This is a genomic window from Pedococcus sp. P3_C7 (assembly GCF_056402615.1).
This window is the reverse complement of the sequence record NZ_JBFUHC010000006.1, coordinates 92,701-119,207: the sequence shown is the minus strand read 5'-3', so window position 1 is coordinate 119,207 and position 26,507 is coordinate 92,701. Positions and strand designations below refer to the sequence as shown.

General features: G+C 71.2%; 24 protein-coding genes. All 24 read left to right on the top strand.

Annotated elements, in window-relative coordinates; all coding sequences use genetic code 11:
* Position 1: 1 nt before the first annotated feature.
* The gene (locus AC1DS4_RS08865; RefSeq protein ID WP_477632768.1) at positions 2 to 2,113 is read left to right on the top strand and encodes an acyltransferase family protein; all 2,112 of its coding nucleotides are present in this window, start codon (positions 2 to 4) and stop codon (positions 2,111 to 2,113) included.
* Positions 2,114 to 2,249: 136 nt separating this feature from the next.
* Positions 2,250 to 2,867 (top strand): YceD family protein, encoded by a 618-nt coding sequence (locus tag AC1DS4_RS08860; protein ID WP_477615495.1) that lies wholly within the window; start codon positions 2,250 to 2,252, stop codon positions 2,865 to 2,867.
* Position 2,868: 1 nt separating this feature from the next.
* On the top strand, positions 2,869 to 3,063 hold the full coding sequence (gene rpmF / locus AC1DS4_RS08855; protein WP_056922518.1) for a 50S ribosomal protein L32: 195 nt from the start codon (positions 2,869 to 2,871) through the stop codon (positions 3,061 to 3,063).
* Between the two features lie 53 nt (positions 3,064 to 3,116).
* Positions 3,117 to 3,902, top strand: a complete 786-nt coding sequence (gene rnc / locus AC1DS4_RS08850; protein ID WP_477615611.1) for a ribonuclease III — start codon at positions 3,117 to 3,119, stop codon at positions 3,900 to 3,902.
* 74 nt (positions 3,903 to 3,976) lie between these two features.
* Positions 3,977 to 4,846 carry a bifunctional DNA-formamidopyrimidine glycosylase/DNA-(apurinic or apyrimidinic site) lyase gene (mutM, locus tag AC1DS4_RS08845; RefSeq protein ID WP_477632715.1) on the top strand — a complete coding sequence of 290 codons (870 nt, stop codon included), beginning with the start codon at positions 3,977 to 3,979 and terminating at the stop codon, positions 4,844 to 4,846.
* Between the two features lie 46 nt (positions 4,847 to 4,892).
* Positions 4,893 to 5,189 carry an acylphosphatase gene (locus AC1DS4_RS08840; protein ID WP_477615493.1) on the top strand — a complete coding sequence of 99 codons (297 nt, stop codon included), beginning with the start codon at positions 4,893 to 4,895 and terminating at the stop codon, positions 5,187 to 5,189.
* 156 nt (positions 5,190 to 5,345) lie between these two features.
* Entirely contained in the window at positions 5,346 to 5,537 is a 192-nt protein-coding gene (locus tag AC1DS4_RS08835; protein ID WP_179420502.1) for a hypothetical protein, read from the top strand.
* Positions 5,534 to 5,875: a chorismate mutase gene (locus AC1DS4_RS08830; RefSeq protein ID WP_477615492.1), complete on the top strand. Its 342-nt coding sequence runs from the start codon at positions 5,534 to 5,536 to the stop codon at positions 5,873 to 5,875. The genes AC1DS4_RS08835 and AC1DS4_RS08830 overlap by 4 nt, the downstream gene beginning before the upstream one ends.
* Positions 5,876 to 6,349: 474 nt before the next feature.
* Positions 6,350 to 9,127, top strand: a complete 2,778-nt coding sequence (gene smc, locus AC1DS4_RS08825) for a chromosome segregation protein SMC (RefSeq protein ID WP_477646023.1) — start codon at positions 6,350 to 6,352, stop codon at positions 9,125 to 9,127.
* A 25-nt stretch (positions 9,128 to 9,152) separates the two neighbouring features.
* Positions 9,153 to 9,758 carry an AAA family ATPase gene (locus tag AC1DS4_RS08820; RefSeq protein ID WP_477646022.1) on the top strand — a complete coding sequence of 202 codons (606 nt, stop codon included), beginning with the start codon at positions 9,153 to 9,155 and terminating at the stop codon, positions 9,756 to 9,758.
* Positions 9,759 to 9,896: 138 nt separating this feature from the next.
* A complete protein-coding gene (locus AC1DS4_RS08815) occupies positions 9,897 to 10,166 on the top strand; it encodes a hypothetical protein (RefSeq protein WP_477615490.1) in 270 nt (89 codons plus the stop codon).
* A gap of 265 nt (positions 10,167 to 10,431) precedes the next feature.
* Positions 10,432 to 13,128: a WD40/YVTN/BNR-like repeat-containing protein gene (locus AC1DS4_RS08810; RefSeq protein WP_477623350.1), complete on the top strand. Its 2,697-nt coding sequence runs from the start codon at positions 10,432 to 10,434 to the stop codon at positions 13,126 to 13,128.
* A 127-nt stretch (positions 13,129 to 13,255) separates the two neighbouring features.
* Positions 13,256 to 14,482 (top strand): signal recognition particle-docking protein FtsY, encoded by a 1,227-nt coding sequence (gene ftsY, locus AC1DS4_RS08805; protein ID WP_477615488.1) that lies wholly within the window; start codon positions 13,256 to 13,258, stop codon positions 14,480 to 14,482.
* The gene (locus tag AC1DS4_RS08800) at positions 14,475 to 15,509 is read left to right on the top strand and encodes a hypothetical protein (RefSeq protein WP_477623351.1); all 1,035 of its coding nucleotides are present in this window, start codon (positions 14,475 to 14,477) and stop codon (positions 15,507 to 15,509) included. The genes ftsY and AC1DS4_RS08800 overlap by 8 nt, the downstream gene beginning before the upstream one ends.
* On the top strand, positions 15,506 to 16,348 hold the full coding sequence (locus AC1DS4_RS08795) for an aminoglycoside phosphotransferase family protein (RefSeq protein ID WP_477623352.1): 843 nt from the start codon (positions 15,506 to 15,508) through the stop codon (positions 16,346 to 16,348). Before AC1DS4_RS08800 ends, AC1DS4_RS08795 begins: the two co-directional genes overlap by 4 nt.
* Positions 16,349 to 16,357: 9 nt before the next feature.
* Complete coding sequence (locus AC1DS4_RS08790) at positions 16,358 to 16,819, top strand: hypothetical protein (protein WP_477623353.1); 462 nt, start codon at positions 16,358 to 16,360, stop codon at positions 16,817 to 16,819.
* Entirely contained in the window at positions 16,816 to 17,775 is a 960-nt protein-coding gene (locus AC1DS4_RS08785) for a hypothetical protein (RefSeq protein WP_477623354.1), read from the top strand. The genes AC1DS4_RS08790 and AC1DS4_RS08785 overlap by 4 nt, the downstream gene beginning before the upstream one ends.
* A 9-nt stretch (positions 17,776 to 17,784) precedes the next feature.
* Positions 17,785 to 18,429 (top strand): maleylpyruvate isomerase N-terminal domain-containing protein, encoded by a 645-nt coding sequence (locus AC1DS4_RS08780; RefSeq protein ID WP_477623355.1) that lies wholly within the window; start codon positions 17,785 to 17,787, stop codon positions 18,427 to 18,429.
* A 159-nt stretch (positions 18,430 to 18,588) separates the two neighbouring features.
* A complete protein-coding gene (locus tag AC1DS4_RS08775; protein ID WP_477623356.1) occupies positions 18,589 to 20,043 on the top strand; it encodes an ammonium transporter in 1,455 nt (484 codons plus the stop codon).
* Positions 20,040 to 20,378 (top strand): P-II family nitrogen regulator, encoded by a 339-nt coding sequence (locus AC1DS4_RS08770; protein ID WP_344131170.1) that lies wholly within the window; start codon positions 20,040 to 20,042, stop codon positions 20,376 to 20,378. Before AC1DS4_RS08775 ends, AC1DS4_RS08770 begins: the two co-directional genes overlap by 4 nt.
* Before the next feature lie 131 nt (positions 20,379 to 20,509).
* Positions 20,510 to 22,708, top strand: coding sequence for a [protein-PII] uridylyltransferase (locus AC1DS4_RS08765; protein WP_477646021.1), 2,199 nt, complete (start codon positions 20,510 to 20,512; stop codon positions 22,706 to 22,708).
* Positions 22,709 to 22,718: 10 nt separating this feature from the next.
* Positions 22,719 to 24,329, top strand: a complete 1,611-nt coding sequence (gene ffh / locus AC1DS4_RS08760) for a signal recognition particle protein (protein ID WP_477615480.1) — start codon at positions 22,719 to 22,721, stop codon at positions 24,327 to 24,329.
* Complete coding sequence (locus tag AC1DS4_RS08755; protein ID WP_477623358.1) at positions 24,326 to 25,156, top strand: alpha/beta fold hydrolase; 831 nt, start codon at positions 24,326 to 24,328, stop codon at positions 25,154 to 25,156. The genes ffh and AC1DS4_RS08755 overlap by 4 nt, the downstream gene beginning before the upstream one ends.
* A 101-nt stretch (positions 25,157 to 25,257) precedes the next feature.
* Positions 25,258 to 26,349 (top strand): amidohydrolase family protein, encoded by a 1,092-nt coding sequence (locus AC1DS4_RS08750; protein WP_477623359.1) that lies wholly within the window; start codon positions 25,258 to 25,260, stop codon positions 26,347 to 26,349.
* Positions 26,350 to 26,507: the final 158 nt, after the last annotated feature.

Genomic DNA, 26,507 nt, shown 5'->3' with positions numbered 1-26,507 from the left:
CCTGACCTCGAGATCCCCCCGGCCGGAACGCTTTCGGCCCGACATCGAGGGGCTGCGAGCCATCGCCGTGCTGCTCGTGATGGCCTACCACGCCGGTGTCCCGCTGGCGAACGGCTTCCTCGGGGTCGACGTCTTCTTCGTCATCTCGGGCTTCCTCATCACGAGCCTCCTGGTCCGCGAGCTGGTCGCCACCGGCACCATCGACTGGGCCCGCTTCGTGGGTCGACGGATCCGTCGGCTGCTGCCCGCGGCGATCCTCGTCCTCGTCGTCACTGCGCTCGTGGCCCTGGCGGTGGTTCCCGGCCTGCGCCGCCGCGAGATCGGCACCGATGTCGCTGGTGCGGCCCTGTACGTCGTCAACTGGGTGTTCTCGCACCGGGCCGTCGACTACCTCGCCTCGGACAGCATCCCCTCACCGGTGCAGCACTTCTGGTCGCTCGCGGTCGAGGAGCAGTTCTACGTCATCTGGCCGCTCGCGCTGATCGCGCTCGCGCTCGTGCTGCGCCGGCTGGGTCGGCGCCCAACCGTGGGCGCGGTGGGGGTCCTGCTCGCCGCCATCGCCGTGCCCTCCTTCGCGTATGCCGTGTGGCTGGGTGCCGTCGACCCGGCGCGGGTCTACTTCGTCACCACCACGCGGGCGTGGGAGCTCGGGGTCGGTGCGGCGCTCGCGGTCTGGTGTGCAGGCAGAGGCGAGCGGGCGCGGCATACGGGAGAGGGCCCGGCCGCTGCGTCCTCACGGGGCAGGGGGCTGCTCGACGCCGCCATCGGCTGGGTGGGCCTCGCCGCGGTCCTGGGCTCGGCCTGCTGGCTACCGGCCGACGCGGTCACGCCCGGCGGGTGGACCCTGGTGCCGACGCTGGGCGCCGCCGCGGTCCTCTACGCCGGCTGGACGGGGACGCCGGCCGGCCCGGTCCGCGTCCTCGGCACCGCGCCGATGGTCTGGATCGGTGGGTTGTCCTACTCGCTCTACCTCTGGCACTGGCCGGTCCTCGTCCTCAGCGAGTGGGCGTTCGACGGGCTCGGCGCGACGCAGCAGGCGCTGGCCGTCGCCCTCGCCGTCGTGCCCGCCTGGCTGAGTCACCGGTTCCTGGAGAGCCCGATCCACCACAGCCGGACGCTGGCGGCCCGCACCCGGCCCGTGCTCGCCCTGGGACTCGCGCTGTCCGCGGTGGGCGCCCTCGCCGCGCTCCCGCTCGCGCAGGCGTCGTCGCCGTTCCGCACCACGCCGATCGCGGGCCCCCGACCGGCCATCGAGACCCTCGGCGCGGCCACGCTCGCCTCGCCGCCCAGCACCGACCCCGCGAACTACGCCGTCGACGACTGGGAGTGGCTGACCCCCGATCCGCAGCTCGCCGGCGAGGACCGTCCCAGGGCCGACGTCGACCGGTGCCAGGTGGACCGTTTGGTCGAGGACCCGGTGACCTGCGAGTTCGGGGTGTCGGGGGGAGCGACCACGGTGGCCCTGGTCGGGGACTCCAAGGCGATGCAGTGGTTGCCGGCCCTCGAACGGCTGGCTCCGGACCGCGGCTGGAGGATCGTGACCTACGGCAAGTCGGCCTGCGCCTTTGCCGCCGGCCGTGCCCAGAACGAAGGCAGGCCCTATCCGGCGTGCGACGAGTGGAACCGCCGTGTCGTGGACCGGCTCCGGGCCGACCCTCCCGACCTGGTCCTCACGTCCGGGTATGCCGCGACGGCCTGGGACGGCGCCCACGCCACGAGTACTGCGCTGGTGGCCGGGCTGGCAGACCGCTGGTCGGCGCTGCGTGGCGCCGGGATCCCCGTCGTCGTGCTGGGGGACAGCCCGGTGTCGCCCAACGACCTGGACGTCTGCACGGCCCGCCACCCGCACGAGCTGAGCCGGTGCGCCTTCGCCCGGGACCGCGCCGTGGCGGGGAGCGGGTTGCCCGCCCAGCGCGAGGCCAGCACCGCCTCCGCCACCCCGCTGGTCGACCTCACGGAATGGATCTGCCCGGTGGAACGCTGCCCCGTCGCCATCGGCAACGTCGCCATCCACCGGGCCGGCGACCACCTCACGGCGACCTACGTGCGCACGCTGGCACCTGTCCTTGGGGCGGCGCTGGAGCGTGCGGAGCCCCTTGGTGCGGTCCGGTGAGGGCGGCGGTTCGAGGGTCGGCAGCCACCCGGCATACCCGCGCATTTGGGGGACTGGGCCGTGCTCCGGTAATCTCGTGCGTCGGTCTTGTCCTCGCCCGAGGCGAAGTCCGAGTCACTCGACGTCTGCTGGAGCCATGGAACACCTGAATCCCCGATCGCCGCTGGTCTTCGACACCACGGACCTCGGTCGGCGACCCGGTTCGATGGAACGCCTGCAGCGCACGATCGAGGCACCTGCCGACTTCGGCACGGACGTCATCGCGGTCCCGCAGGGGTCCACGATCGAGCTGGAACTCCGGCTCGAGTCCGTCGTCGAGGGCGTGCTGGTCACCGGCTCGGCCCGCGCCACGGCGACCGGCGCCTGCGTGCGGTGCCTGGACCCCGTCAGCCACGAGGTTGAGGGGAACTTCCAGGAGCTGTTCGCCTACGCCGATCGCGCGGCCCACCACCGTGAGGTGGGAGCGGACGACGACGAGACCGAGGAGCACACCCTCGAGGGCGACCTGTTCGACCTCGAACCCGTGCTCCTGGACACGGTGGTGCCTGCACTGCCGTTCCAGCCCGTGTGCCGTGCCGACTGTCCGGGACTGTGCTCCGAGTGTGGAGCGCGCCTGGCGGACGACCCGGACCACCACCACGATGTGTTCGACCCCCGGTGGGCCGCGCTGAGCGCGCTGTCCCCCGAGAGCACCGACCTCCTGGGCAGCGCCCAGGTCGAAACCCACAGCAACACCGAAGAGAAGAGGAACTGACGTGGCTGTCCCGAAGCGGAAGACGTCGCGCTCCAACACCCGTTCGCGTCGTGCGAACTGGAAGGCGACGGCGACCACGCTCACCACGTGCCCGCAGTGCAAGGCTGCCATGCAGCCGCACATCGCCTGCCCGTCCTGTGGCACCTACAAGGGTCGTCACTACACGCCGGCCGAGCGCACCGAGCACCAGGGCTGAGTCAGTCTGAACCGCGCGTGAGTCCCACTCCGTCCCTCCCGGGGGACAGCGCGATGCAGCGGCCCGTCGACGGCTTCGTCCAGCACCTCACGGAGGTGGTGGGGGGCCCCGTCGACGAGTCGCTGCTCCTGCGTGCCCTCACGCACCGCTCGTACGCCTACGAGAACGGTGGCCTGCCCAACAACGAGCGCCTCGAGTTCCTCGGCGACTCGGTTCTCGGGCTCGTGGTCACCGACACCTTGTATGCCACGCACCCCGACCTGCCCGAGGGGCAGCTCGCGAAGCTGCGCGCTGCCGTCGTCAACATGCGCGCCCTGGCTGATGTGGCCCGCACCCTCGGCCTGGGTGACCACGTGATGCTCGGTCGTGGCGAGGAGAGCACCGGGGGACGCGACAAGGCCTCGATCCTCGCCGACACGATGGAAGCCGTCATCGGGACGGTCTACCTGTCCTGCGGCATGGCGGCCGCGGCGAACCTCGTGCACCACCTGCTCGACCCGCTCATGGCTGCCAGCGCCACCCTCGGCGCCGGCCTGGACTGGAAGACCAGCCTCCAGGAACTCGGCGCATCCACAGCCCAGGGCGTCCCGGAGTACCGCGTCGAGGAAGAGGGCCCCGACCACGAGAAGACCTTCCACGCCCAGGCGGTGGTGGGTGATGAGGTGCTGGGTACCGGCACCGGTCGGTCGAAGAAGGAAGCCGAGCAGCGCGCTGCCGAGCTGGCCTGGCGTGCCCTGAGCGCGCGCGCCGCCGCAGGTGTGGCCGCCGGTTCGTCGGACAACCTGCCCGACTCCGTGGTCCTGGCCGACGAGGACGCCGTGGCGGGCTCGCCCTCCTAGGCGAGCACCCGGCATACCCATGTCCGTGAGGGCCACCCCGCAGGGGTGTCGGCCCCGCATGCTTGAGTTGCCCCATGCCTGAGCTGCCCGAGGTCGAGGTGGTCCGCCGCGGTCTCGCCGACCACGTGGTCGGGCGCACGATCACGGCTGCCGAGTTCCGCGGGCAGCGGGTGGCGCGGCGCCACCTGCCGGGACCGCTCGACCTCGCCGACCAGCTGACCGGCAACCACGTCGAGCAGGCGCGGCGACGCGGCAAGTACCTGTGGCTCGTGCTGCGCGCCCCCGACGGCCACCGGCAGGGCCTCATCGCGCACCTCGGCATGAGCGGGCAGCTGCTCGTCGAGGCGTCGGACGCCCCGGAGGAGAAGCACCTGCACGCGCGATTCACTTTCGCCGAGGGTGACCCCGAGCTGCGGTTCGTCGACCAGCGCACCTTCGGCGGGATGGCGCTGGCCGAGCTCACGGACGACCTCGTCCCCGAGACCATCGCCCACATCGCGCCCGACCCGTTCGAGGCGGCCTACGACCAGGTCGCGGTCGTGCGGCGGATGAAGTCCCGCGACTCCGCGGTGAAGCGCGCCCTGCTCGACCAGACCCTCGTCGCCGGGATCGGCAACATCTACGCCGACGAGGCGCTCTGGCGGGCGCAGGTGCACGGTGAGCGGCTGTGTTCGTCGCTGACCAAGCCGACCCTTTCGCGGGTGCTCGGCCACGCCCACGACGTGATGCTGGCCGCGCTGGGGGAGGGCGGCACGAGCTTCGATGCGTTGTACGTCAACGTGAACGGCGCGTCCGGCTACTTCGACCGGTCGCTGCACGCCTACGGCCAGGAGGGGCGGCCCTGCGACCGGTGCGGCACGCTGATCCGGCGCGAGGCCTTCATGAACCGGTCGTCGTTCTCCTGCCCGCGCTGCCAGCCGCGTCCCCGACTGAGGCGCGGCTGACAGGACAGGTCCTGCGGTTGTACAACTGAACCGAGAGGTGGTGCACATGGATCACAACGGTCCCGCCCGGGCGGTCATCTGGGTTCACGGTCGGGTGCAGGGCGTCGGTTTCCGCTGGTGGACCCGCGCGCGGGCCCTCGAGCTGGGTCTGGTCGGCCATGCCCGCAACGCCGGCGACGGCCGGGTCGAGGTGGTCGCCCAGGGTGACGAGGAGCGCATCCGCGAGCTCGTGGAGCTCATCGAAGAGCGACCGTCGCAGCACCTGCGCCCCGGCGAGGTGCACACCTGCGTGACGACCTGGGGGGCGCCGCGCGACGGGCTAGCGGGCTTCGTCGAGAAGTGAGTCCGCGGGCGGTCCTGCCGCACGCGACACCACGAGAATGGACGTGAGCTGACCGAAGCGGCATTGACCCTGCGGAATCCGGATGCCACCCTGAGAGATGCCCGGTTCGGGCACCCGCAGCACGCGACCCCCGACGTCTGCGGAGAAGGAGTCGACATGGCCAAGGCCCTGGTGGGCTATCGCGTGGCGTCCGACCCGCGACTGATGCTCGAGACCGTCGAACTGCGCCGCCGCGTCCGCGACCTCGAGTTCCTCGTCGAACGGCTGCAACGTGACAACGACCAGCTTCGTGAGGATCTGAGACAGCCCGACGTCGTGGCGGCGGGCATGCCTACGATTGCCGGGTGAGTTCGCCCGCACAGACACCCGGTTCCGCACCAGGACCTGGGTCCCGTACTTCCCGTTCGACGCCCGAGGATCTCGTGCGCCTTCGCGCCAGCATCGACAACATCGACGCCGCCCTGATCCACCTGCTGGCCGAGCGGTTCAAGTGCACCCAGGAGGTCGGCGAGCTCAAGGCGCGTGAGGGTATGCCGCCCGCTGACCCCGCGCGCGAAGAGGCCCAGATCGCGCGGTTGCGCGACCTCGCCGACCAGGCCGGGCTCGACCCGACGTTCGCCGAGAAGTTCCTCAACTTCGTGATCGCCGAGGTCATCCACCACCACGAGGCCATCGCCGGCTCCTGACTTCGGAGCGCTCCGCCCGCGACGTGTTGCCACGCGACTTGTTGCGACCCGGTGGTCACGGATGCGCCGGAATGGCGTCTCGTGACGATCTGCCGGCAACAAGTCCGGGGGCGCTGGGACGTGTTGCCACCTGGTGGTCACGGATGCGCCGGAATGGCGTCTCGTGACGATCTGCCGGCAACAAGTCCGGGGCCGCTGGGACTTGTTGCGACCTGGTGGTCACGGACGCGCCGGATTGCCGTCTCGTGACGATCTGCCGGCAACAAGTCGGGGAAGGTGGGGTGGGTCCCACGGCGAGGGACCGGGCTGACGGGGCGGCGCGGCATACCTCTGGCGTCACTCCAGTCTCACGGTGCACAGGCAACGCAGGACGGCGGAAGGTGCCGGGGGCGGCTCCATCCCGCAGGTAAGGTGGCCCACGCACAGCCAGCCCCGGCAGACCCCGCCAGCCACGAACCAGGAGCCGACCCGCTCGTGTACGTCAAGAGCCTGACCCTGAAGGGCTTCAAGTCCTTCGCCTCGGCGACCACGATGCGCCTCGAACCCGGCATCACCTGCATCGTCGGGCCCAACGGCTCCGGCAAGTCGAACGTCGTGGACGCGCTCGCCTGGGTGATGGGGGAGCAGGGCGCCAAGAGCCTGCGCGGCGGCAAGATGGAGGACGTCATCTTCGCCGGCACCGCCGGACGCGCGCCCCTGGGTCGCGCCGAGGTGGCCCTGACCATCGACAACACCGACGGCGCACTGCCGATCGACTACACCGAGGTCACGATCGCGCGGACGATGTTCCGCAACGGCGGCTCCGAGTACGCCATCAACGGCACCTCGTGCCGCCTGCTCGACGTGCAGGAGCTGCTCTCCGACTCCGGCATCGGCCGCGAGATGCACGTCATCGTCGGTCAGGGCCAGCTCGATGCCGTGCTGCGCGCTACCCCGGAGGAGCGTCGCGGGTTCATCGAGGAGGCCGCCGGCGTCCTGAAGCACCGCAAGCGCAAGGAGAAGGCGCTCCGCAAGCTCGAGTCGATGGAGGCCAACCTCACCCGGGTCAACGACCTGACCGGTGAGATCCGCCGCCAGCTCGGCCCCCTCGGTCGTCAGGCCGAAGCCGCCCGCAAGGCTGCCGTCATCCAGGCCGACGCCCGCGACGCCCGCCTGCGGCTGCTCGCGGACGACCTCGTCCAGCTCACCTCCACGCTGGAGCAGGAGGTGGCTGACGAGACCGCTCTCATCGCCAAGCGCACCGAGGTGGAGGAGGGCCTGACCACGCTGCGGAGCCGCCTGGCCGCGCTCGAGCAGCAGGCCGAGGACGCGGCTCCCGAGCTCGCCAGGGCCCAGGAGCGCTGGTTCAGCCTGCAGCAGCTGCGCGACAAGCTCACCTCCACCGAGTCGCTCGCCGCCGAACGCGTCCGCCTGCTGTCGCAGGACACCCAGGACGAGCAGACCTCAGGTCGCGACCCGGAGGAGCTGCGCGCCCAGGCCGTGGAGGCGCGCAAGCAGGAGGAAGCCCTTCTCGCCGAGGTGCGCGAGGCCAGGACCGAGCTCGAGGGGGCCGTCGCCGCCCGCGAGGCCGCCGAGCAGGCGTATGCCGCGGAGCAGCAACGCCTCCAGCGCCTCGCCCGAGCGGCCGCTGACCGCCGCGAAGGGCTGGCCAAGCTCGCCGGTCAGGTCGGTGCCCGCAGGAGCCGTCTCGAAGCCGGCGAGGCGGAGATCGGTCGCCTGCGCGGCGTCATCGAGCAGTCCCTGCAACGAGCCGCAGCCGCCGAACAGGAGTTCAACACCCTCGAGGCTTCCGTCGCCGTCGACGAGGAGGGTGAGGAAGGGCTGGACTCGGCCTACGAGAAGGCCGCCGCCGTCCTCGAGCAGGTCGAGGCCGAGGTCGAGCAGCACCGCGAGGCCGAGCGTCTCGCCGAACGCGACCGAACCAGCGGCACAGCCCGGCTCGAAGCCCTCGAGCTCAGCCTGTCCCGCAAGGACGGAGCCGCCACTCTCCTCGCCGCCGCGGACTCCCGGCACGGCATCGTCGGGTCGGTCGCGTCGCTTCTCCAGGTCAAGGGCGGTCACGAGGCCGCGGTCGCCGCAGCCCTCGGCTGGGCCGGTGACGCCCTCGCCGTGGAGTCCGTCGAGCACGCCGCTCGCGCGTTGACCACGTTGCGTGCCGACGACGCCGGTCGGGCTGCCTTCCTCGTCGGACAGACTGCCTCGTCGAGCGACCCGGCCAGCTGGCCACGACTCGAGGGTTCGGCGGTCTGGGCCCGTGAGGTGGTGGAGGCCCCCGCGACGGTGCGCCCGGCGGTGGAGCAGCTCCTCGACCGGGTCGCCCTCGTGTCCGACCCCGCCCTGGCAGCCGCCCTGGTCGCCCAGGGCGAGGGAATCACCGCCGTCACGACCGATGGGGACGTGTTCGCCCCCGGTTTCGTCCGTGGCGGCAGCAGCCACGCGCCCAGCCTCATCGAGATCCAGTCGGCCGTCGACGAGACGCGCGACCGCGTGGCCGATGCCACCAGGCGCGGGGAGCAGGCGCGGTTCGCCCTGACCTCCGCCCAGGAGCGGCACCGCGTCGCCACCGACGACGTCGAGGCGGCCCTCGAGCGGCTGCACGACTCGGACGCGAAGATGGCCGCGGTGGCTGAGCGGCTCGGCCACCTCGGCGCCACCGTTCGGTCGGCCAAGGCCGAGGCCGAGCGCACCGAGCGCTCCATCGCCGACGCGACGGCGGGGCTCGAGAACGACCGCCGCGAGCTTGCCGAGCTGACCGAGCGCCTCGACGAGGCGAGCGCCGAGCCGACCGAGTCGCAGGACCCCAGCACCGACGAGCGTGATCGCCTCGAGCTCGAAGCCAGCCGTGGACGAACGGCCGAGACCGAGCTGCGGCTGACGCTGCGCACCAAGGAGGAGCGGGCCCGGGCCCTCAAGGGCCGCGCCGACTCCCTCGAGGGGGCGGCGCGCAACGAGCTGGCCGCCCGCCAGCGACTGGCCGCGCGCCAGGAACGCCGCAAGCGCGAGGCGACGGTGGCCGAGGCCGTCCGACGCGGCGCGGCGTACGCGAGCACCCTGATCGCCGGCGCCCTCGACACCGCGGCCCTCCGGCGCGCCGTCGCCGAGCAGGAGCGCACCGAGCGAGACCAGGCGCTCACCGTCGTGCGGCGCGACGTCTCCGTCCTGCAGGACGACCTGCGAGAGCGACCCCGACGAGATCCCCGAGCCCGGGCCCTACGTCCGCGAGACCCAGGAGAAGCGGCTGCGCAAGGCTGATCGAGCGCTCAACGCGCTGGGTCGCGTGAACCCGCTGGCGCTCGAGGAGTTCGCGGCGCTGGAGGAGCGGCACAAGTTCCTCACCGAGCAGCTCGAGGACCTGAAGAAGTCCAAGCGCGACCTGCTCGACATCGTGCGCGAGGTCGACGAGCGGGTGGAGCGCGTGTTCACCGAGGCCTTCCACGACACCGCCGCCCAGTTCGAGGGCGTCTTCAGCCGACTGTTCCCCGGCGGTGAGGGCAAGCTGACCCTCACCGACCCGGCCAACATGCTCACGACCGGCATCGAGGTCGAGGCGCGCCCACCCGGCAAGAAGATCAAGCGGCTCTCGCTGCTCTCCGGCGGCGAGCGGTCGCTGGTCGCGGTCGCGCTGCTGGTGTCGATCTTCAAGGCGCGGCCCAGCCCGTTCTACATCATGGACGAGGTGGAGGCGGCGCTCGACGACGCCAACCTCGGCCGCCTGATCACGCTGTTCGAGGAGCTGCGCGACTCCAGCCAGCTCATCGTCATCACCCACCAGAAGCGCACGATGGAGGTCGCCGACGCGCTCTACGGTGTGTCGATGCGTGGTGACGGTGTGACCACTGTGGTTTCGCAGCGGATCCGCGACGTGGCGGCGCAGAGCGCCTGAGCGCGCCGGCCCTGATGGGCCGCGCGGCACGAACGTGCAGTTCAACGGGTATGCCGCCGTGCCGGACCTCACAGCGACGGGCTCGGGCGCGCGGCGGGTCGATTTGAGCATTCCCGCCCCGCGGGGCACCCTTGAAGCATGGTCCCCCTCATCATCGGCATGCTGCTCTGCGTCGGACTCGCTGTTGCGGTGGTCGCCGTGGTCGCAATCCCGGCACGCCGCGAGGGCCGCGAGCTCCTGACGCCGCAGGGCGAAGAGCTCATCGCCGTGGTCAAGGAGAAGACCGAGTCGACGCTGGAGAAGACCGGCGACGCCATCACGTCCGCCAAGGACAAGGTCAGCGACACCGTGAGCAGCAGTGCCCCCAGCGACAGCCTGGACGACGCTGGCCGTCACCGCGCCGTCTGACGCCTGACGCACCCGGCCGGCCCCGGCGGTCCCGGCGGTCCCGGCCGCCCCCGGCGGTCCGCGCGTGCCCGGCGTGGCCCGCACGGCATACCTTTCCCTGGCTGGCGAGGCGGTGCCAAGACACCGCTAGCCGTCCGCGTTTGCGCAGGTCAGCGGGCAACTGACCCTCGCCACCCATGACAAATGTCATGGGTGCTTCCCGCGCTGTGGCTGGATGCTGGGGCGGGCCCGATCGGGTCCTATCCCTCCAGGAGGAGATGCGCGGATGGCATCGTTCACACCCCGAGCCCGCAGGCTGATCGCCGGCGGCGCTGGACTGGCACTGGTCGCCGGCGGAGCCGCCGGCTTCCTCGGCCGGCACGAGCTCAACGAAGCATGGCTGAAGTACCAATGGCGCGACCGGCACTACAACGCCGCCGTGATGGAGAAGGCGCTCATGATCGCCGGCGGCAACCCCGCCGAGGCGCAGAGCGAGTCCAAGGAAGCCGTCACGATCGCCGAGCAGTTCGACCAGGCTCGCACCGCTCCCTCGGGGATCGTCGCGCCCGGCGCCTATGGTTCGGCTTTCGCCCAGATGCAGGCCATGCAGCACAGCCCCGGCAGCTGGAACGAGGTCACCAAGGTCCCCTACAACGCCGACGACCCGCGCTACCGGGACTGGTACTCCAACTCCTCCGGCGGCGCGGGCCACGTCACCGGTCGCATCACCGGACTCGCGGCTGACGCTGCCAACCACGTGTATGCCGCCGGCGCAGACGGCGGGGTCTGGCGATCCTCCCAGGGTGGGGGCGGCTGGACGCCCATCGCCGACTCGCTGCCCTCGCTGAGCTCGGGCGACCTGCAGCTCGCGGGTGACGGCTCCCTCTGGTTCGCGACCGGGGAGTCCAACACCGGGGCCACCTCCTACGTCGGCGCCGGGGTCTTCCGCCTCGCCAACCCGACGTCCGGTTCCTTCGCCCCGACCGACCGGGTCGGTGGCAAGGAGCTCGAGTCGACCACGATCGGCCGGATCCGCTGGGGCGGCGGCGCGACCGTCTTCGCCGCGACCAACAGGGGGATCTGGTACCACGCTGCGGGCACCAAGGCCGGCGCCTGGACCTTCGGGTTCGCCCCCAACATGAGCTGGATGCCCGAGATCAAGGACAACGCGGGCAACGTGCTCGTGCCGGCAGGCAGCGACTGGGGAGGCAACACTGCCTCGGGACCCACGAACGCGGCATACAAGAACATCGTCAACGACATCGCGGTCGACCCCAAGAACCCCAAGCACGTGATCGCAGCCATCGGCTGGCGCTCGGGTGACACCTACAACGGCTTCTACGAGACCAACGACTTCACGACCGGTCCGTCGGGCTGGCACAAGCTGTCGGTGACCCTCGGCAGCATCACGAACACGAGCGACGTGGGCTACACGACGTTCGCGTTCAGCAAGACCGGTGACCGCCTCTACGCGATGGTCCAGCAGCCGAGCAAGATCAACGCATCGTCTTCTCTCGCAGGCATTTTCGTCTCCAAGAGTGGCTCACCCAACGGACCATGGAACAAGATCGGCGACCAGGCACAGCTGCACAACAGCGGCTCCGCCCTGGACCGCAAGGGCTACGGCGTCGGTGTGCAGGCCTGGTACAACCAGTTCCTCACCGTCGACCCGGCCAACCGTGACCACGTGTGGGCGGGCCTCGAAGAGGTCTTCGAGACCAAGGACGCGGGTTCGCACTGGTCGGCCGTGTCGCCGTACTGGAACTTCTACTTCCCGTGCTGGAACATCGCCGACGGCAAGAACACCTGTCCGCTGGCGGGTCACCCCGACCAGCACTCCGTGACGGTGGGGACCGCGGGCGGCGCCCCGGTCGTCTTCTTCGGCAACGACGGCGGCGTCTACCGGCGCCCGGTCAACGGCGCGGTCAACGCCAACGGCAACGCCACCGACCTGGTGTCGACGACCACCGACGGCACGATGGACGCCCTCCAGTACTACTCGGTCTCCGTGGGGCGTGACACCAAGAACGGCAGCGGTGTCGTGGTCTCGGGCGGGCTGCAGGACAACGGGGTGTCGAACCTGTTCAAGGTCGCCCCGAACGGCACCAACGCCGACACCGAGATGGGCTCCAACTTCGGCGGTGACGGTGGTGACGGTGCCGCAGACCCGGCGAACGGGTGCAACCAGCTGCAGGAGTACGTCAACCTCGCGGTGAAGATCACCAACAACTGCGCCCTCAACCCAGGGGCGCTCAGCGAGGCCGACGCGAGCTCGTGGTCACTCGACCCGGGTGACCCGTCGCCGCGGTTCATCGCCCCGATCGCGCTCGACGGCGCAGCGTCCGACCACTTCATCTTCGGCGGCCGCTACGTCTACGTCGGCACCAAGGGCTGGACGGCCACGCGCAGCGCCGCCGACCTGACCAAGGCGTTCGACCTCGGAGCGGGGCACTCGGCGACCGCGGTGGCGATGCAGGGCGGCACGGCCTACGTGTCGTGGTGCGGCCCCTGCAACAACGCCGGGTTCGCGCGGGGCATCGCGACCAACGCGGGAGGCACCTGGCACCAGCTCACGCTGGCCGCCAGCTTCCCGCTGCGGTTCGTCCAGGGCCTGGCCATCGATGCCGCCAACGGCAACCACGCGTATGCCGCGATCAACGGCTTCTCGCGCCGGTTCACCGAAGGCCCGGGTGCGGGCGTGGGTCACGTCTACGAGACGACCGACGGCGGTGCCACCTGGACCGACGTGAGCGCCAACCTGCCGGACGTCCCTTCGAGCACGGTCAAGCGGCTGTCCAACGGCGCGCTGGTGGTGGGCACCGACCTGGGCGCCTTCTACCGAGCACCAGGGGCGACCTCCTGGCAGGTGCTGGGTTCAGGGCTGCCGAGCACCGTGGTGATGGACCTGGAGTCAGGTCCTGACGGCAACGTGTACGCCGCCACCCATGGCCGCGGCATCTGGAGCATCCCCGTGCCCCAGTAGCAGCAGCTGCGTCATCCCGGTGCCCCGTCGACCTCGTCGGCGGGGCACCGGCGCGTCCAGCCGCGGCGGTGCCGACCGTGGGTCTGCGGTCGGCGTGCGGTCGGCGCGCGCTCCTCCGGATGAGAGGATGGCGCGCGTGATCGATCAGCTGTGGGAATGGATTGCCGTCGCCGTCGGGCTCCTCGTCGTCCTGGGCGCGGTGTTGCTGGGGCTCGTGCGCGGACGCGGGGGCCGGGGAAAGTCGGCACCCGCCCCGAGGGGCGGCACCAAGGGGCCCACCGATGTGCTGCCCGGTGTCGGTGACGACGCCGAACCGCCACGGGACGCCCCGAAGCGCTCCATCGAGGACGCCGGCTCGGTCGACACCCTGCCGTCGCCGCCCCAGGAGTCCCTGCCCTCACCAGAGCCGACGCCGACGCTCGACCGCCCGGACGCGCCCGCCGGACGGCTCCAGCGGCTCCGCGCCCGACTGGCCCGCTCGAACACCGCCCTCGGGCACGGACTGCTGACGCTGCTCTCCCGCGGCAAGCTCGACGAGGCTGCGTGGGAGGAGGTCGAGGACACCCTCATCGCGTCCGACCTCGGGGTCGAGGCCAGCACTGAGCTCGTCGAGACCCTCCGTGCACGGGTCAAGGTCGAGGGCACCACCGACGAGGCCACCGTGCGCGGCTGGCTCCGCGAGGACCTGCTGCGGCTGGTCGACCCGTCGCTCGACCGCACCGTCGTCAGCTCGCGGGTGGACGGGCGTCCTGCCGTGGTGCTGGTCGTCGGTGTCAACGGCACGGGCAAGACGACCACGGTCGGCAAGCTGGCCCGCGTGCTCGTCGCCGAGGACAAGGACGTCGTGCTCGGCGCTGCGGACACCTTCCGGGCCGCCGCCGCCGACCAGCTCGAGACGTGGGGGGCCCGGGTCGGGGTGCCGACCGTCCGCTCCGAGCGTGACGGTGCCGACCCCGCGGCCGTGGCCTTCGACGCCGTCAGGGCCGGGGCCGAGATGGAGGCCGACGTCGTGCTCATCGACACGGCCGGACGGCTCCACAACAAGGTCGGCCTGATGGACGAGCTGGCCAAGGTCAAGCGAGTCATCGAGAAGCAGAGCCCGATCGACGAGGTGCTGCTCGTGCTCGACGCCACCACCGGACAGAACGGCCTGCGCCAGGCCGAGGTGTTCGCCCAGGTCGTCGATGTCACCGGGATCGTGCTGACCAAACTGGACGGCACCGCCAAGGGCGGCATCGTGGTCTCGGTGCAGCGCAAGCTCGGTGTACCCGTCAAGCTCGTGGGGCTGGGGGAGGGGCCGGACGACCTCGCGCCGTTCGACCCCGAGGCCTTCGTCGACGCGCTTCTTGCCTAGGGGGTTCGCCCTCACGGCCGCGCTACTGGCCGCAGCGGTGATCGGTGTCCCGGGGGCGGCCCTTGCCGCTCCAGCCGCCCGGCACGGTGCCGCGACCGCCCTGCTCGATCCGGCGCGACCAACCGGGACCTCCGGGTCTCAGGGCCCGGCCATCCGGATCGACGACGACCGGATTACCGAGTCGTCGGGCCTGGCGCTCAGCCGGAGGCACCCGCACACCGTCTGGACGGTCAACGACTCGGGTGACACGTCCCGGGTCTTCGCAGTGGACACCGCGACCGGCAGGACGGTCGGGGTGCACACCTTCGACGCGCCGGTGCGCGACGTCGAAGCCCTGGCGATCACGCCCCAGGGCCGGATGCTGGTGGCGGACATCGGCGACAACGACGGCGCCCGGCCGATGGTGCGGGTGTTCTGGTTCGACGAGCCCGAGCTGGGCACGACCTCCGGGCCGTGGGCGTCGTGGGAGCTCACCTATCCCGACGGCTCTCACAACGCGGAGGCGATCGCGGTCGACCCCAGGTCGGGTGGGGTTCTCGTCGTGACCAAGGAGCGGCCGGGTGGGATCTACGCCCTCCCCGCCACGCCCAGCCGCCAGGGCGTGAACCGGCTCACCAAGGTCGCGACCGCGCCCGACATCGTGACCGACGCGGTGTTCCTGCCCGACGGCTCCGGGCTGGCGGTCCGGACCTACACCGCACTGGCCGTGCTCGACCCGGCGACCTGGCAGGCGAAGTCCAACCAGGTGCTTCCCATGCAGCCCCAGGGCGAGACGCTGTCGATGGCGCCCGGCGGCAAGCACCTCCTCGCAGGCAGTGAGGGCCTGCACTCGCTGATCCAGCGCGTGAGCGTCGTGCAGGTGGGCTCGCCCAGCCCGTCCAGGCCATCCGGCTCATCCACCGGCGACGACGACACCCGCGTCGTCGAGGCCAACCGTGGCGAGCTCATCTCGGGCCTCGGAGCCTGTGCCGGTCTCGTGGCCCTGGCGTACGTCGTCGCGAAACTGGCACGGAGGAGGCGCCGGTGAACGCCGACGTGCGCGAGGAGGCGCTGAGCGGCGGCAACACCGGCCACGTCGTCCGCGTCGGCGACACGGTCCGGCGGCAGGCTGGCCACTGGACTCCCGCCGTGCACGCGCTGCTGGACCACCTCGCGGCCGCAGGTTTCGACGCCGCACCCCGCGCGTTGGGCACCGATGCGCTGGGACGCGAGGTCGCGTCATACGTCGAGGGTGTTGCGGGCACGCTGGGCCCGGACCAGCTCGCGCCGCAGTTCCGGACGGTCGAGGCGTGCCGTGCCATCGGCGCCTGGTTGCGGGCGTTCCACGACGCCCAGGCCGGCTTCGAACCCGACCCCGCGCAGCCCTGGCGCGTGGTGCCGGGCCGACCACTGGGACCCGGCGAGGTGATCGCCCACCATGACGTCGGCACCTACAACACCGTGCTGCGCCCGGACGGGTCGTTCGCCGTCATCGACTTCGACTTCGCCTCGCCGGGGTGGCCGGTCGAGGATCTCGCCTACGTGCTGTGGTCGTGGACGCCGCTCTGGCACGACCAGTCGGCCGTTCGCAGGGAGATGGGTGTGGTGACGATGGCGGGCCGCCTGCACAAGTTCGCTGCCGTCCTCGACGGGTATGCCGCCGACGCCGGGCTGCGTGCGCAGGTGCCGGACGCCGTCCTGCGATGCATGCTGGACCATTCCCGCACGGTGGAGGAGCTTGCAGCGCAAGGCGATCCGGCCTTCGTGCGCATGGTGGCAGCGGGTCATGCCGAGCGACCACTGCGCGATGCGGAGTGGTTTGCGTCCAGCCGTTCGCTCTTCGCCGCCGCCATCGCGGAGGACCGGCCGGCACACCGGATGGCTTAGCCTGAGCGCGTGGAGACGGGGGTGGACCGACTCGGTCGAGTGGCAAAGGCGTGGCGCGTGGCTGTCGTCCTCGCCTTCACCGTCGTGTTCTGCGCGGGCTCGCTCGTGGGCGACGACCACTGGTGGCCGTTCGGGCCGTGGCGGATGTTCTCCACGTCGCAGGCCGCGACCGGCTCGGTGTGGTCGACCGGCATCGAGGTCCAGACCGCCGACGCGCCAGGGACGTGGGTGCGCGCGCCACTCACGCCCGAGAACGTCGGCCTGAACCGCGCCGAGGTCGAGGGTCGCATCCCCCAGATCGAAGCCGACCCGTCCCGCCTCGGCACCCTGGCGCGCAGCCATGCCGAGCTGCGCCCGACGGCGGCCGAGTGGACCGCGCTGCGCGTCGTGCGCCGCCTCATCGTCGTGGTCGACCGCAAGCCCACCGGCGAGGTGCGCACCGAGGTGCTCGCACAGTGGGAGGCGCCATGAGCGCGGGACCGCGTGCCCTGACGGGTTGGCGCCGACGTGGGGCGCAGGGTCTGTCCGGCTGGCTGTTCGCCCCGATGCCGGTGTCCCGGGTGGCGGCGCTGCGGGTGCTCGTCTTCGCGTTCGTCATCGTCGACGTGGTGCTGCTGCACACCTCCGGCTGGTACCACGGCTACGCAGACCCCGTCTGGTACGAACCGCTGGTCATGGGCAGGATCCTGCACCTGCCCGCTGCCTCGGTCCTGCTCGTCCAGGTCCTCAAGTGGGGCTGCGTGCTCGCGGCGCTGGCTGCGATGACCGGCCGGGCGCCACGAGTGCTCGGCTGGACAGTCGCCGTCGGCTGGGTCTGGTACCAGTACGTCGCCTTCTCCTACGGCAAGGTCGACCACGACCGTGCTGACTTCGTGGTCGCCCTCGCGCTGCTGCCGACGGTGGGGCTGGCCCACCTGTCGGACCGCCGTCGCAGCGAGGCGGCAGGCTTCGCGCTGCGGGCCGTCCAGCTGGCGGCCATCGCCACCTACTTCCTCTCGTCCTGGGCGAAGGTCCGGTTCGGTGGCTGGGACTGGGTCAACTCGGCGACCATGGTCCGGGCGGTCGTGCGACGCGGGACCCCGATGGCCCAGTGGCTGCTCGAGGTGCCCTGGACGCTGCACTGGTTCCAGTGGGTGCTGATGGGAGCCGAGCTCACCTCGCCGGTCATCTTCCTGCTCTCCGAGAAGTGGCGGCGGCGGGCGGTGGGCGGGTGGTTCGTCTTCCACGCCATGACCTACGGCGCGATCACCATCGCCTTCTGGCCACACCTCGTGATGATGCTCGCGTTCCTCCCCCTCGAGAGGTATGCCGCGTGGCTCCGTGACCGTTTCGCCCGCGTTCGCGGCGGGTCACCTGCCACTCCACCCGACGGAGAGCCGGAGGACATCGACCGATCGAGCCGCGACCCCGTCGGTGCCGCCGGTTAGGGTCGTCGCGTGAGCAGAGGCGAGCACGTCACCGCGTTCCTGGGGGCCGTCGACCTGTCCCTCGAGCTGGCTGCCCGACCGCAGGTGCGCGATGCCTGGGAGCAGGAGAGCGCCTGCGCGGGCATGACCGTGGGAGGGCTCACCCACCACCTGCTCAAGCAGGCCGGCAACACCGTGCGCGGCCTGCGGGCTGAGCCCGACGACGCGCCGCCGATCGCGCTGCTGGACCACTACGCCCGGGCTGCGTGGGTGGAGGCCGGTCCGGAGGACGAGGCCAACGTGTCCATCCGTGACGGTGAGAACGACGGCGCCCAGGTCGGCCCCCACGTCGTGCTCGAGCTGGCTGGGGAGTGGGCCGACGACCTCCCGGGGCTGCTCGCGGCACCTCGCGACCCGGACACGATCTTCATCCCGTGGCAGGGCTGGTCGCTGACGACCGAGGACTTCCTGACGACGCGGATGATGGAGCTCGTCGTCCACGGCGACGACCTGGCCGCCAGTGTCGGGCTCCACACCCCGACCTATCCCGAGGGTGTCATCACTCCCGTGCTCGGGCTGCTCACCGGCGTCGCGGTCCGCCGCCACGGCCAGACCGCGGTGGTTCGCGGTCTCAGCCGCCCGCAACGGGCACCCGCAGTGATCTCGGCGTTCTGACCGCGGCGCGCCCGCGGCATACCTCACCAGGGCAGACGCTCCCACGATGTGAGACGTTGACCATCCAGTTACCTGATGCTTACCGATGTGAGGATCCGCTAACACGCCCGTAACATGTCGTGGCTCTCCGCGAAATCCGCCGACGGCATGGTTCTCCGCATGAGCGCTATAACTTTCGTGGCGGCCGACGTGCCGTTCACCGACAGCGGGAACACCGCCTGGGTCCTTGCTGCGGCGGCCCTGGTGCTGTTCATGACACCGGGCCTCGCCCTCTTCTACGGAGGCATGGTTCGGACCAAGAGCGTGCTGAACATGATGATGATGAGCTTCATCACCATGGGCACGGTCGGCACAGTGTGGATCCTCTGGGGTTACAGCGAGACCTTCGGCCCGGACGTGGGCGGCGGCATCGTGGGCAACCCCTTCACCCACTTCGGACTGAAGGGAACTCTCGACCAGATCTACGGCTTCGTCGCCGCAGACGCAACCACCGGGACCGCCGCAGCCGGCGGCATCCCGGCCCCGGCCTTCGTCGCCTTCCAGGTCGTCTTCGCCATCATCGCGGTGGCCCTGGTCTCCGGCGCGATCGCGGACCGGGCAAAGTTCACCGCCTGGACCGTATTCACCGTCGTCTGGGCCACCCTTGTCTACTTCCCGGCCGCCCACTGGGTCTTCGCCTTCAGCGGTTATGCAGCTGAGACGGGTGGCTGGATCGCCAACAAGGCGGACGGGCTGCTGTTCGGCGGCGCCGGCGCCTACGACTTCGCGGGTGGAACCGCGATCCACATCAACGCCGGTGCAGCCGGTCTGGCCCTGGCCATCGTCCTCGGCAAACGCATCGGGTTCGCCAAGGAGCCCATGCGTCCGCACAACCTGACGCTGGTCATGATCGGCGCAGGCATCCTGTGGTTCGGCTGGTTCGGGTTCAACGCCGGCTCCGCCCTCGGTGCCGGCACGCAGGCCGCAGGCGTCTGGGTCAACACCCTGGCCGCAACCTGCACGGCGATGCTCGGCTGGCTGATCGTGGAAAAGGTCCGCGACGGCCACCCCACCTCCCTCGGCGCGGCCTCTGGCGTTGTCGCCGGCCTGGTCGCCATCACCCCGGCCTGTGCCACGGTCTCGCCCATCGGTGCCTTGATCGTCGGCCTGGTTGCCGGCGCCGGCTGCGCCCTGGCCGTGGGCCTGAAGTTCAAGTTCGGCTTCGACGACAGCCTCGACGTGGTGGGCGTCCACCTGGTCGGTGGTCTCATCGGGACCCTGCTCATCGGCCTGCTGGCCACCAAGGGCAGCCCCACGGGTGCTGCCGGCCTCGATGTCAACGAGGGACTGTTCTACGGCGGCGGGTTCTCGCAGCTCGGAGCGCAGGTCCTTGGTGCCCTCGTGGTCCTGGTCTTCTCCTTCGTGATGACCTACCTGATCGGCCTGGCCATCCACAAGACCATGGGCTTCCGGGTCGACGACACGCAGGAGTCGCAGGGCGTCGACCTCTCCGAGCACGCTGAGAGCGCCTACGACCTCAGCGGTCTCACGGGTGGCCGGTTCGGCTCCTCTGGTGCAGTCTCGACCACGTCGTCCGGCAAGCCTGCCAAGACCCATGAGGGAGCATCGGCATGAAACTCGTGACCGCGATCATCAAGCCCCACCAGCTGGACGAGGTGAAGGAGGCCCTCGAGGCCTACGGCATCTCCGGCATGACCGTCAGCGAGGCGTCCGGATACGGTCGGCAGCGCGGCCACAGCGAGGTCTACCGCGGCGCCGAGTACACCGTCGACTTCGTACCGAAGGTGCGGGTGGAGGTCCTCGTCGACGACATCGATGCCACCTCGGTGGCCGACGTGATCCTCAAGGCGGCCCAGACCGGCCGGATCGGTGACGGCAAGATCTGGACCATCCCCGTCGAGGACGTGGTCCGGGTCCGCACCGGAGAGCGCGGCGTCGACGCCCTCTAGCAGCACACCAACCACTGGGTATGGCGCCCGGTCCCGTTCGCGGGGCCGGGCGCCATCGGCCATGGAACGTCTAACACGGGCGTAACACGACGGCTCACGTTCCGAAACGTCGGAAGGGGAGGGTGGAGCACGTGACCATCGAGCAGACCGACCTGGCGGCCCGCCGCCTCGACCTTGCGGGGGCGAGGGGCTTCGACGCCCCCGGGGCCGGCCCGGTCCGCCGCGACGCGATCGCGTCCCTCACGCGGGGCTGGCTCGGTGAGGTCTGGAAGGTGGCCCTGGACGGCCGCTCGACCGAGGGGATCGCCCTGGCCGCGGTCGGCAGCCTCGCGCGGGGTGACGCCGGGCCGCTCAGCGACGTCGACCTGGTCCTGCTGCACTACGGGCGCTCACTCAGCGGTGACGACCTGCGCGGACTGGCCGACCGGGTCTGGTACCCCGTCTGGGACGCCGGCGTGAAGCTCGACCACGCGGTGCGTACCGTCAACCAGTGCCGGACGGTCGCCTCCGGCGACCTCGCCGCAGCCGTCGGACTGCTCGACCTCCAATGCGTGGCCGGCGACCCCGAGGTGGTGGCCGCAGCCCGCTCGACCGTCGCGCACGACTGGCGCGCGAACGCCCGGCGCAGGCTGCCGCAGCTGGTCGAGAGCCTCAAGGCCCGGCACGCCCGCCACGGCGAGCTCGCCCAGAGCCTTGAACCCGACCTCAAGGAGGCCCACGGCGGCCTGCGAGACATGACGGTGCTCGGCGCCCTCGTGGCTGCCTGGCTGACCGACCGTCCCCACGTGGGGGTCGACGAGGCCCACCAGACCCTGCTCGACGCGCGTGACGCCGTCCACGTGGTCACTGGCCGTGGCCGCGACCGGCTGACCCGTGAGGACCACGATGCCGTGTCGGCGCTGCTCGGCCACGGCGACTCCGACGAGATGATGACGGCGGTCGCCGACGCCGGCCGGACCATCGCCTACGCCCTCGACGGCACGGTGCGCCGCGCCGGGCAGTCCCAGCGAGCCCGCACCCTGCGCGTCGGACCGCGTCGCCCACAGCTCAACCCGCTCGGGTTCGGCATGTTCGAGCACGACGGCGAGGTGGTCCTCGGACCGCGCAGCACCCTGTCGAGCGACCCGCTGCTGCCCCTGCGCGCGGCAGTCGTCGCCGCCCGCAGCCACCTGCCCATCGCCCCGACCACGCTGGCCAACCTCGCCGGCCAGGCACCCACCCTGCCCGAGCCGTGGCCGGAGATCGCTCGCGACCTCTTTGCCGACCTGCTGGCGACCGGTCCCGGCCTCGTCGCCGTCTGGGAGGGGCTCGACCAGGCCGGCATCATCGACCGCTGGCTGCCCGAGTGGGCAGCCGTGCGCTCTCGCCCGCAGCGAAGCGCCGTGCACCGCCACACCGTCGACCGGCACCTCATCGAGACCGTCGTCCTCGCCGGCGGACTGGTGCGCGGGGTCACCCGGGCCGACCTCCTGCTGCTCTCCGCCCTGCTGCACGACATCGGCAAGATCCGGGGTGCCCACGACCACTCGGCCACCGGAGCTCCCCTCGCCCGGACCATCGCCACGAGGCTGGGGTACCCCGCCGCCGACGTGGAGGTCATCACCACGCTCGTGCGCGAGCACCTCACCCTCATCGACCTCGCCACCCGCCGCGACCACCAGGACGCAGGCACGGTCACCGCGGCCCGGGCCGCGGTGGGCGGCTCGCGCGAGGTGTTCGACCTGCTCGTGGCCCTGACCGAGGCCGACGCGAGCGCCGCCGGCCCGCAGGCCTGGACCGACTGGCGGGCGACCCTGCTGGCCCAGCTCGCCGAAGGAGCCCGCAAGGGCTGGGAGGAAGGCAGCGTGCCACCGCCGGCCGAGACAGCCACCGTCGACGAGGCCGACCTCCAGTCGGTGGCGGCTGGGGACCCCCGCGTCATCATCCGTCCGCAGGGCGGGTCCTACCGCATCGACGTCTTCGACCGCGACCGGCTGGGACTGTTCGCTGACACCGCGGGGCTGCTCGCGGCATACGGGCTGGTCGTCCGCACCGCCATCCTGCGCACCATCGACGGCGTCGCCGCCAACGAGTGGCACGTGGAGAACCCGAGCGGAGAGGCGCCCCAGGAGGAGCGGATCGTCCGTGGGCTGGAGCGGCTCGCGCAAGGGGACCGCGGGCCGCTGGGGCTCCTCGAACGCCGGCGCCAGTTCGCCGCGCGACCCAGCGCCGAGTCGCGAACGGGGTCTCCCGGCCAGGCCCGGGCCCTCGTCGTGCCCCGCATCGGACGGATACCTGCACGCGGACCACCTTCTGGCGCTGCGTCCGGCGCAGGACCCTGGGTCGATTAACCTTGGGCCCGTGTTCACCTCACTCTCCGACCGCCTGACAGCCACCTTCAAGAACCTGCGGGGCAAGGGCCGGCTGTCCGAGTCCGACGTCAACGCGACGGTCCGCGACATCCGGCTCGCGCTGCTCGACGCCGACGTGTCGCTGCCCGTCGTCAAGGCGTTCACCCACGCCGTGCGCGAGCGGGCCCTCGGGGCAGAGGTGTCGGGAGCCCTCAACCCGGGCCAGCAGGTCGTCAAGATCGTCAACGAGGAGCTCATCGGCATCCTCGGTGGCCAGACGCGCACGATCGCGTTCGCCAAGAACCCGCCGACCGTGATCATGCTCGCCGGTCTGCAGGGCGCCGGCAAGACCACCCTCGCCGGCAAGCTCGCCCGGTGGCTCAAGGAGCAGGGCCACACGCCGATCCTCGTGGCCGCCGACCTGCAGCGACCCAACGCCGTCACCCAGCTCGAGGTCGTCGGTGAGCGCGCGGGCGTGCCTGTGTTCGCACCCGAGCGCGGCAACATCGGGGGCCACGACGCCGTCGGTCCGACGGGTGAGGGCACCCGCTCGTTCGGCGACCCGGTCTCGGTCAGCCGAGCCGGAATCGACCAGGCGCGCCGCGCCCAGCACGACGTGGTCATCGTCGACACCGCCGGACGCCTGGCCGTCGACGCCAACCTCATGCAGCAGGCCGCCGACATCCGCACGGCGATCGAGCCCGACGAGGTCCTGTTCGTCATCGACGCGATGATCGGCCAGGCCGCGGTCGAGACGGCCCTGGCGTTCCAGGCTGGCGTCGACTTCACCGGCGTCGTGCTGTCCAAGCTCGACGGCGACGCCCGTGGTGGCGCCGCCCTGTCCGTCGCCTCGGTGACCGGTCGTCCGATCATGTTCGCCAGCACCGGCGAGGGCGTGAAGGACTTCGAGGTCTTCCACCCCGACCGGATGGCCTCGCGCATCCTCGACATGGGTGACGTCCTGACCCTCATCGAGCAGGCCGAGAAGGCGTTCGACCGCAGCCAGGCCGAAGAGATGCAGCGCAAGTTCCTCGCCGAGGAGGACTTCACCTTCGACGACTTCCTGCAGCAGATGTCGGCGCTCAAGAAGATGGGCGGCATGAAGGCGATGCTCGGCATGATGCCGGGCATGGGCCAGATGAAGGCCCAGCTCGACAACCTCGACCCGCGCGAGTTCGACCGCATCGAGGCGATGGTCCGGTCGATGACCCCGTTCGAGCGCACCCACTCCAAGCAGATCAACGGATCGCGCCGGCTGCGCATTGCCAAGGGCTCGGGGGTGCAGGTGTCCGAGGTGAACGGGCTGCTCGAGCGGTTCACCGAGGCGCAGAAGATGATGAAGCAGCTCGCGCGCGGTGGCGGCATCCCCGGGATGCCCGGAATGCCGGGCATGGGTGGCGGCAAGAAGGGCCGCCAGCAGCAGCCACAGCGCAAGAAGTCCAAGTCGGGCAACCCGGCGAAGCGGGCCGCCGAGGAGCGGGCAGCCCTCGAGAAGGGCGCGGCCGCCAAGGCGAGCGGTGGCGGGGCCGCCTTCGGAGGAGGCGCCGGGGACGGCGGCATACCCGCTGACCTCGACCCCAACCAGCTGCCCGCAGGCTTCGAGAAGTTCCTCGGCAGGTGAGCCACGCAGCACCGCTGCACACCCTCTCGGTCGGCACCGCAGGGCCGCGAATCGCCTTTCTCCACGGGCTTTTCGGGCAGGGGCGCAACTGGTCGCAGATCGCCAAGGCGCTCGCCGGACCCGACGGCAGGGGTGCGCGCAGCACCCTGGTCGACCTCCCGGACCACGGCCGGTCCCCGTGGTCACAGGAGTTCTCCTTCGAGGGGTATGCCGCGGCCGTCGCCGACACCCTGCGCGGCATCGACGCCGACGCGTCGTGGGTGGTCGTGGGGCACTCCCTGGGTGGCAAGACCGCGATGCTGCTGGCCCTCGAGCACCCCGAGCTGGTGTCGAGGCTGGTCGTCGTCGACATCGCGCCCAAGAGCTACGGCAGCCTGGAGCGGTTCAGCGGCTACATCGAGGAGATGCAGCGGCTGCCCCTGGGAGAGCTGGCCAGCCGGCGTGACGCCGAGGCGCGCTTCGAGGAACCCGACCCGGGTGTGAAGGCGTTCCTGCTGCAGAACCTCCGGCGCGACGGCGACTCCTGGCGCTGGCAGGCCAACCTCGAGCTGTTCGCCGCCGATGCCGCCCGGGGGGCGGGCTCGGTGATCGCGGACTGGCCCGAGACCGCCGCCGAGCTCCCGCCCTTTGCCGGGCCTGTCCTGTGGATCGCCGGCTCGGAGTCGTCCTACATCACCGACGAGGACCTGCCCTCGATGCGGGCGCTGTTCCCGAAGGTGCGCCAGGTAACGGTGAAGGGCGCCACTCACTGGGTGCACACCGACGCTCCGGAGGTTGTGGTCGAGGCGCTTCGCCGCTTCGTCCGGCCGCTCACCGAGACCCGCTGACCCCCGCAGGTCCAATTCACCAATTGGACCGATACCTGCGCGGGCCAGGCGTGAATATCGGTCCAGTTGGGTGAGTTCCCTGCGCCGGTAGGGTCGGCGACATGACGGCAACGGTGCTGCACCTGCAGGGTGAGGTCCTCGTCGGCCCCGAGGACGTGCGGCCCGAGGCGTGGGTGGTCGGCGGAAGGCTGACCTTCGAACGGCCGAGCGGGAGCGGATCCGACGTCCAGACGCTGCGCGGCTACGTCCTGCCCGGCCTCGTCGACGCGCACTGCCACGTCGGGCTCGACGCCCACGGCGCGGTGGACGACGCGACCGCGGAGGCCCAGGCGCTGGCCGACCGCGAGGCGGGGACGCTGCTCATCCGCGACGCGGGATCGCCCGCCGACACCCGGTGGATCGACGAGCGCGACGACCTGCCCAAGGTCATCCGGGCCGGCCGCCACATCGCGCGCACCCGTCGCTACATCCGCAACTACGCCCACGAGATCGAGCCCGACCAGCTCGTCGAGCGCGTCCGGATCGAGGCTCGCGCAGGGGACGGGTGGGTCAAGCTCGTGGGCGACTGGATCGACCGCGACGCCGGCGACCTCACGCCCTGCTGGCCGGTCGACGTGCTCACCGATGCGATCTCCGCCGCCCACGACGAGGGCGCCAGGGTGACCGCCCACTGCTTCGGCGAGGCCTCGCTCTACGACTTCGCCGCGGCGGGCACCGACTGCATCGAGCACGCGACCGGGTTGGAGGCCGAGACCATCGCGCAGTTCGCGGAGCAGCAGATCGCGATCGTGCCGACCCTGGTCAACATCGCGACCTTCCCATCCGTCGCCGAGCCTGCCAGGGACCGGTTCCCCGACTACCACCGCCGGATGCTCGCGCTCCACGAACGCCGCTACGCCACGATCGGCGCGGCCCGGGACGCCGGCATACCCATCTATCTGGGCACGGACGCGGGGGGATCCTTGCGGCACGGACTGGTGGCCGACGAGGCCCATGAGCTGACCAAGGCGGGGTTGTCCACCGACGAGGCCCTGTACGCCGCGACCTGGGGCGCTCGCGAATGGCTCGGCCGACCTGGGCTGGAGGAGGGTGCAGACGCCGACCTCGTGGTCTACGCGGCCGATCCGCGACGCGAGATCCGCGCGCTCGCGGCCCCCGAGCACGTCGTCCTGCGCGGTCGCGACTTCTCCTGACCCACGCGCGTCCTGACTTCCGCGCGGTGGCCGGCGCGCGGCATACGTGCCAGTCCCGGCCCTTCCACGATGCGAGACATAAGGTCACGTTATTTGACCGATAACAAATTGCTATCCAAACTCCTAGTTGTCAAATAGGAGATGCGCAGGGTGCGCAT

Excerpts from the sequence above, each read along its gene's own strand:
- AC1DS4_RS08860 (WP_477615495.1), top strand. The coding sequence starts at position 2,250 with ATGGAACACCTGAATCCCCGATCGCCGCTGGTCTTCGACACCACGGAC.
- rnc (WP_477615611.1), top strand. The coding sequence starts at position 3,117 with ATGCAGCGGCCCGTCGACGGCTTCGTCCAGCACCTCACGGAGGTGGTG.
- mutM (WP_477632715.1), top strand. The coding sequence starts at position 3,977 with ATGCCTGAGCTGCCCGAGGTCGAGGTGGTCCGCCGCGGTCTCGCCGAC.
- AC1DS4_RS08840 (WP_477615493.1), top strand. The coding sequence starts at position 4,893 with ATGGATCACAACGGTCCCGCCCGGGCGGTCATCTGGGTTCACGGTCGG.
- AC1DS4_RS08835 (WP_179420502.1), top strand. The coding sequence starts at position 5,346 with ATGGCCAAGGCCCTGGTGGGCTATCGCGTGGCGTCCGACCCGCGACTG.
- AC1DS4_RS08815 (WP_477615490.1), top strand. The coding sequence starts at position 9,897 with ATGGTCCCCCTCATCATCGGCATGCTGCTCTGCGTCGGACTCGCTGTT.
- AC1DS4_RS08810 (WP_477623350.1), top strand. The coding sequence starts at position 10,432 with ATGGCATCGTTCACACCCCGAGCCCGCAGGCTGATCGCCGGCGGCGCT.
- ftsY (WP_477615488.1), top strand. The coding sequence starts at position 13,256 with ATGGCGCGCGTGATCGATCAGCTGTGGGAATGGATTGCCGTCGCCGTC.
- AC1DS4_RS08785 (WP_477623354.1), top strand. The coding sequence starts at position 16,816 with ATGAGCGCGGGACCGCGTGCCCTGACGGGTTGGCGCCGACGTGGGGCG.
- AC1DS4_RS08775 (WP_477623356.1), top strand. The coding sequence starts at position 18,589 with ATGAGCGCTATAACTTTCGTGGCGGCCGACGTGCCGTTCACCGACAGC.
- AC1DS4_RS08770 (WP_344131170.1), top strand. The coding sequence starts at position 20,040 with ATGAAACTCGTGACCGCGATCATCAAGCCCCACCAGCTGGACGAGGTG.
- AC1DS4_RS08750 (WP_477623359.1), top strand. The coding sequence starts at position 25,258 with ATGACGGCAACGGTGCTGCACCTGCAGGGTGAGGTCCTCGTCGGCCCC.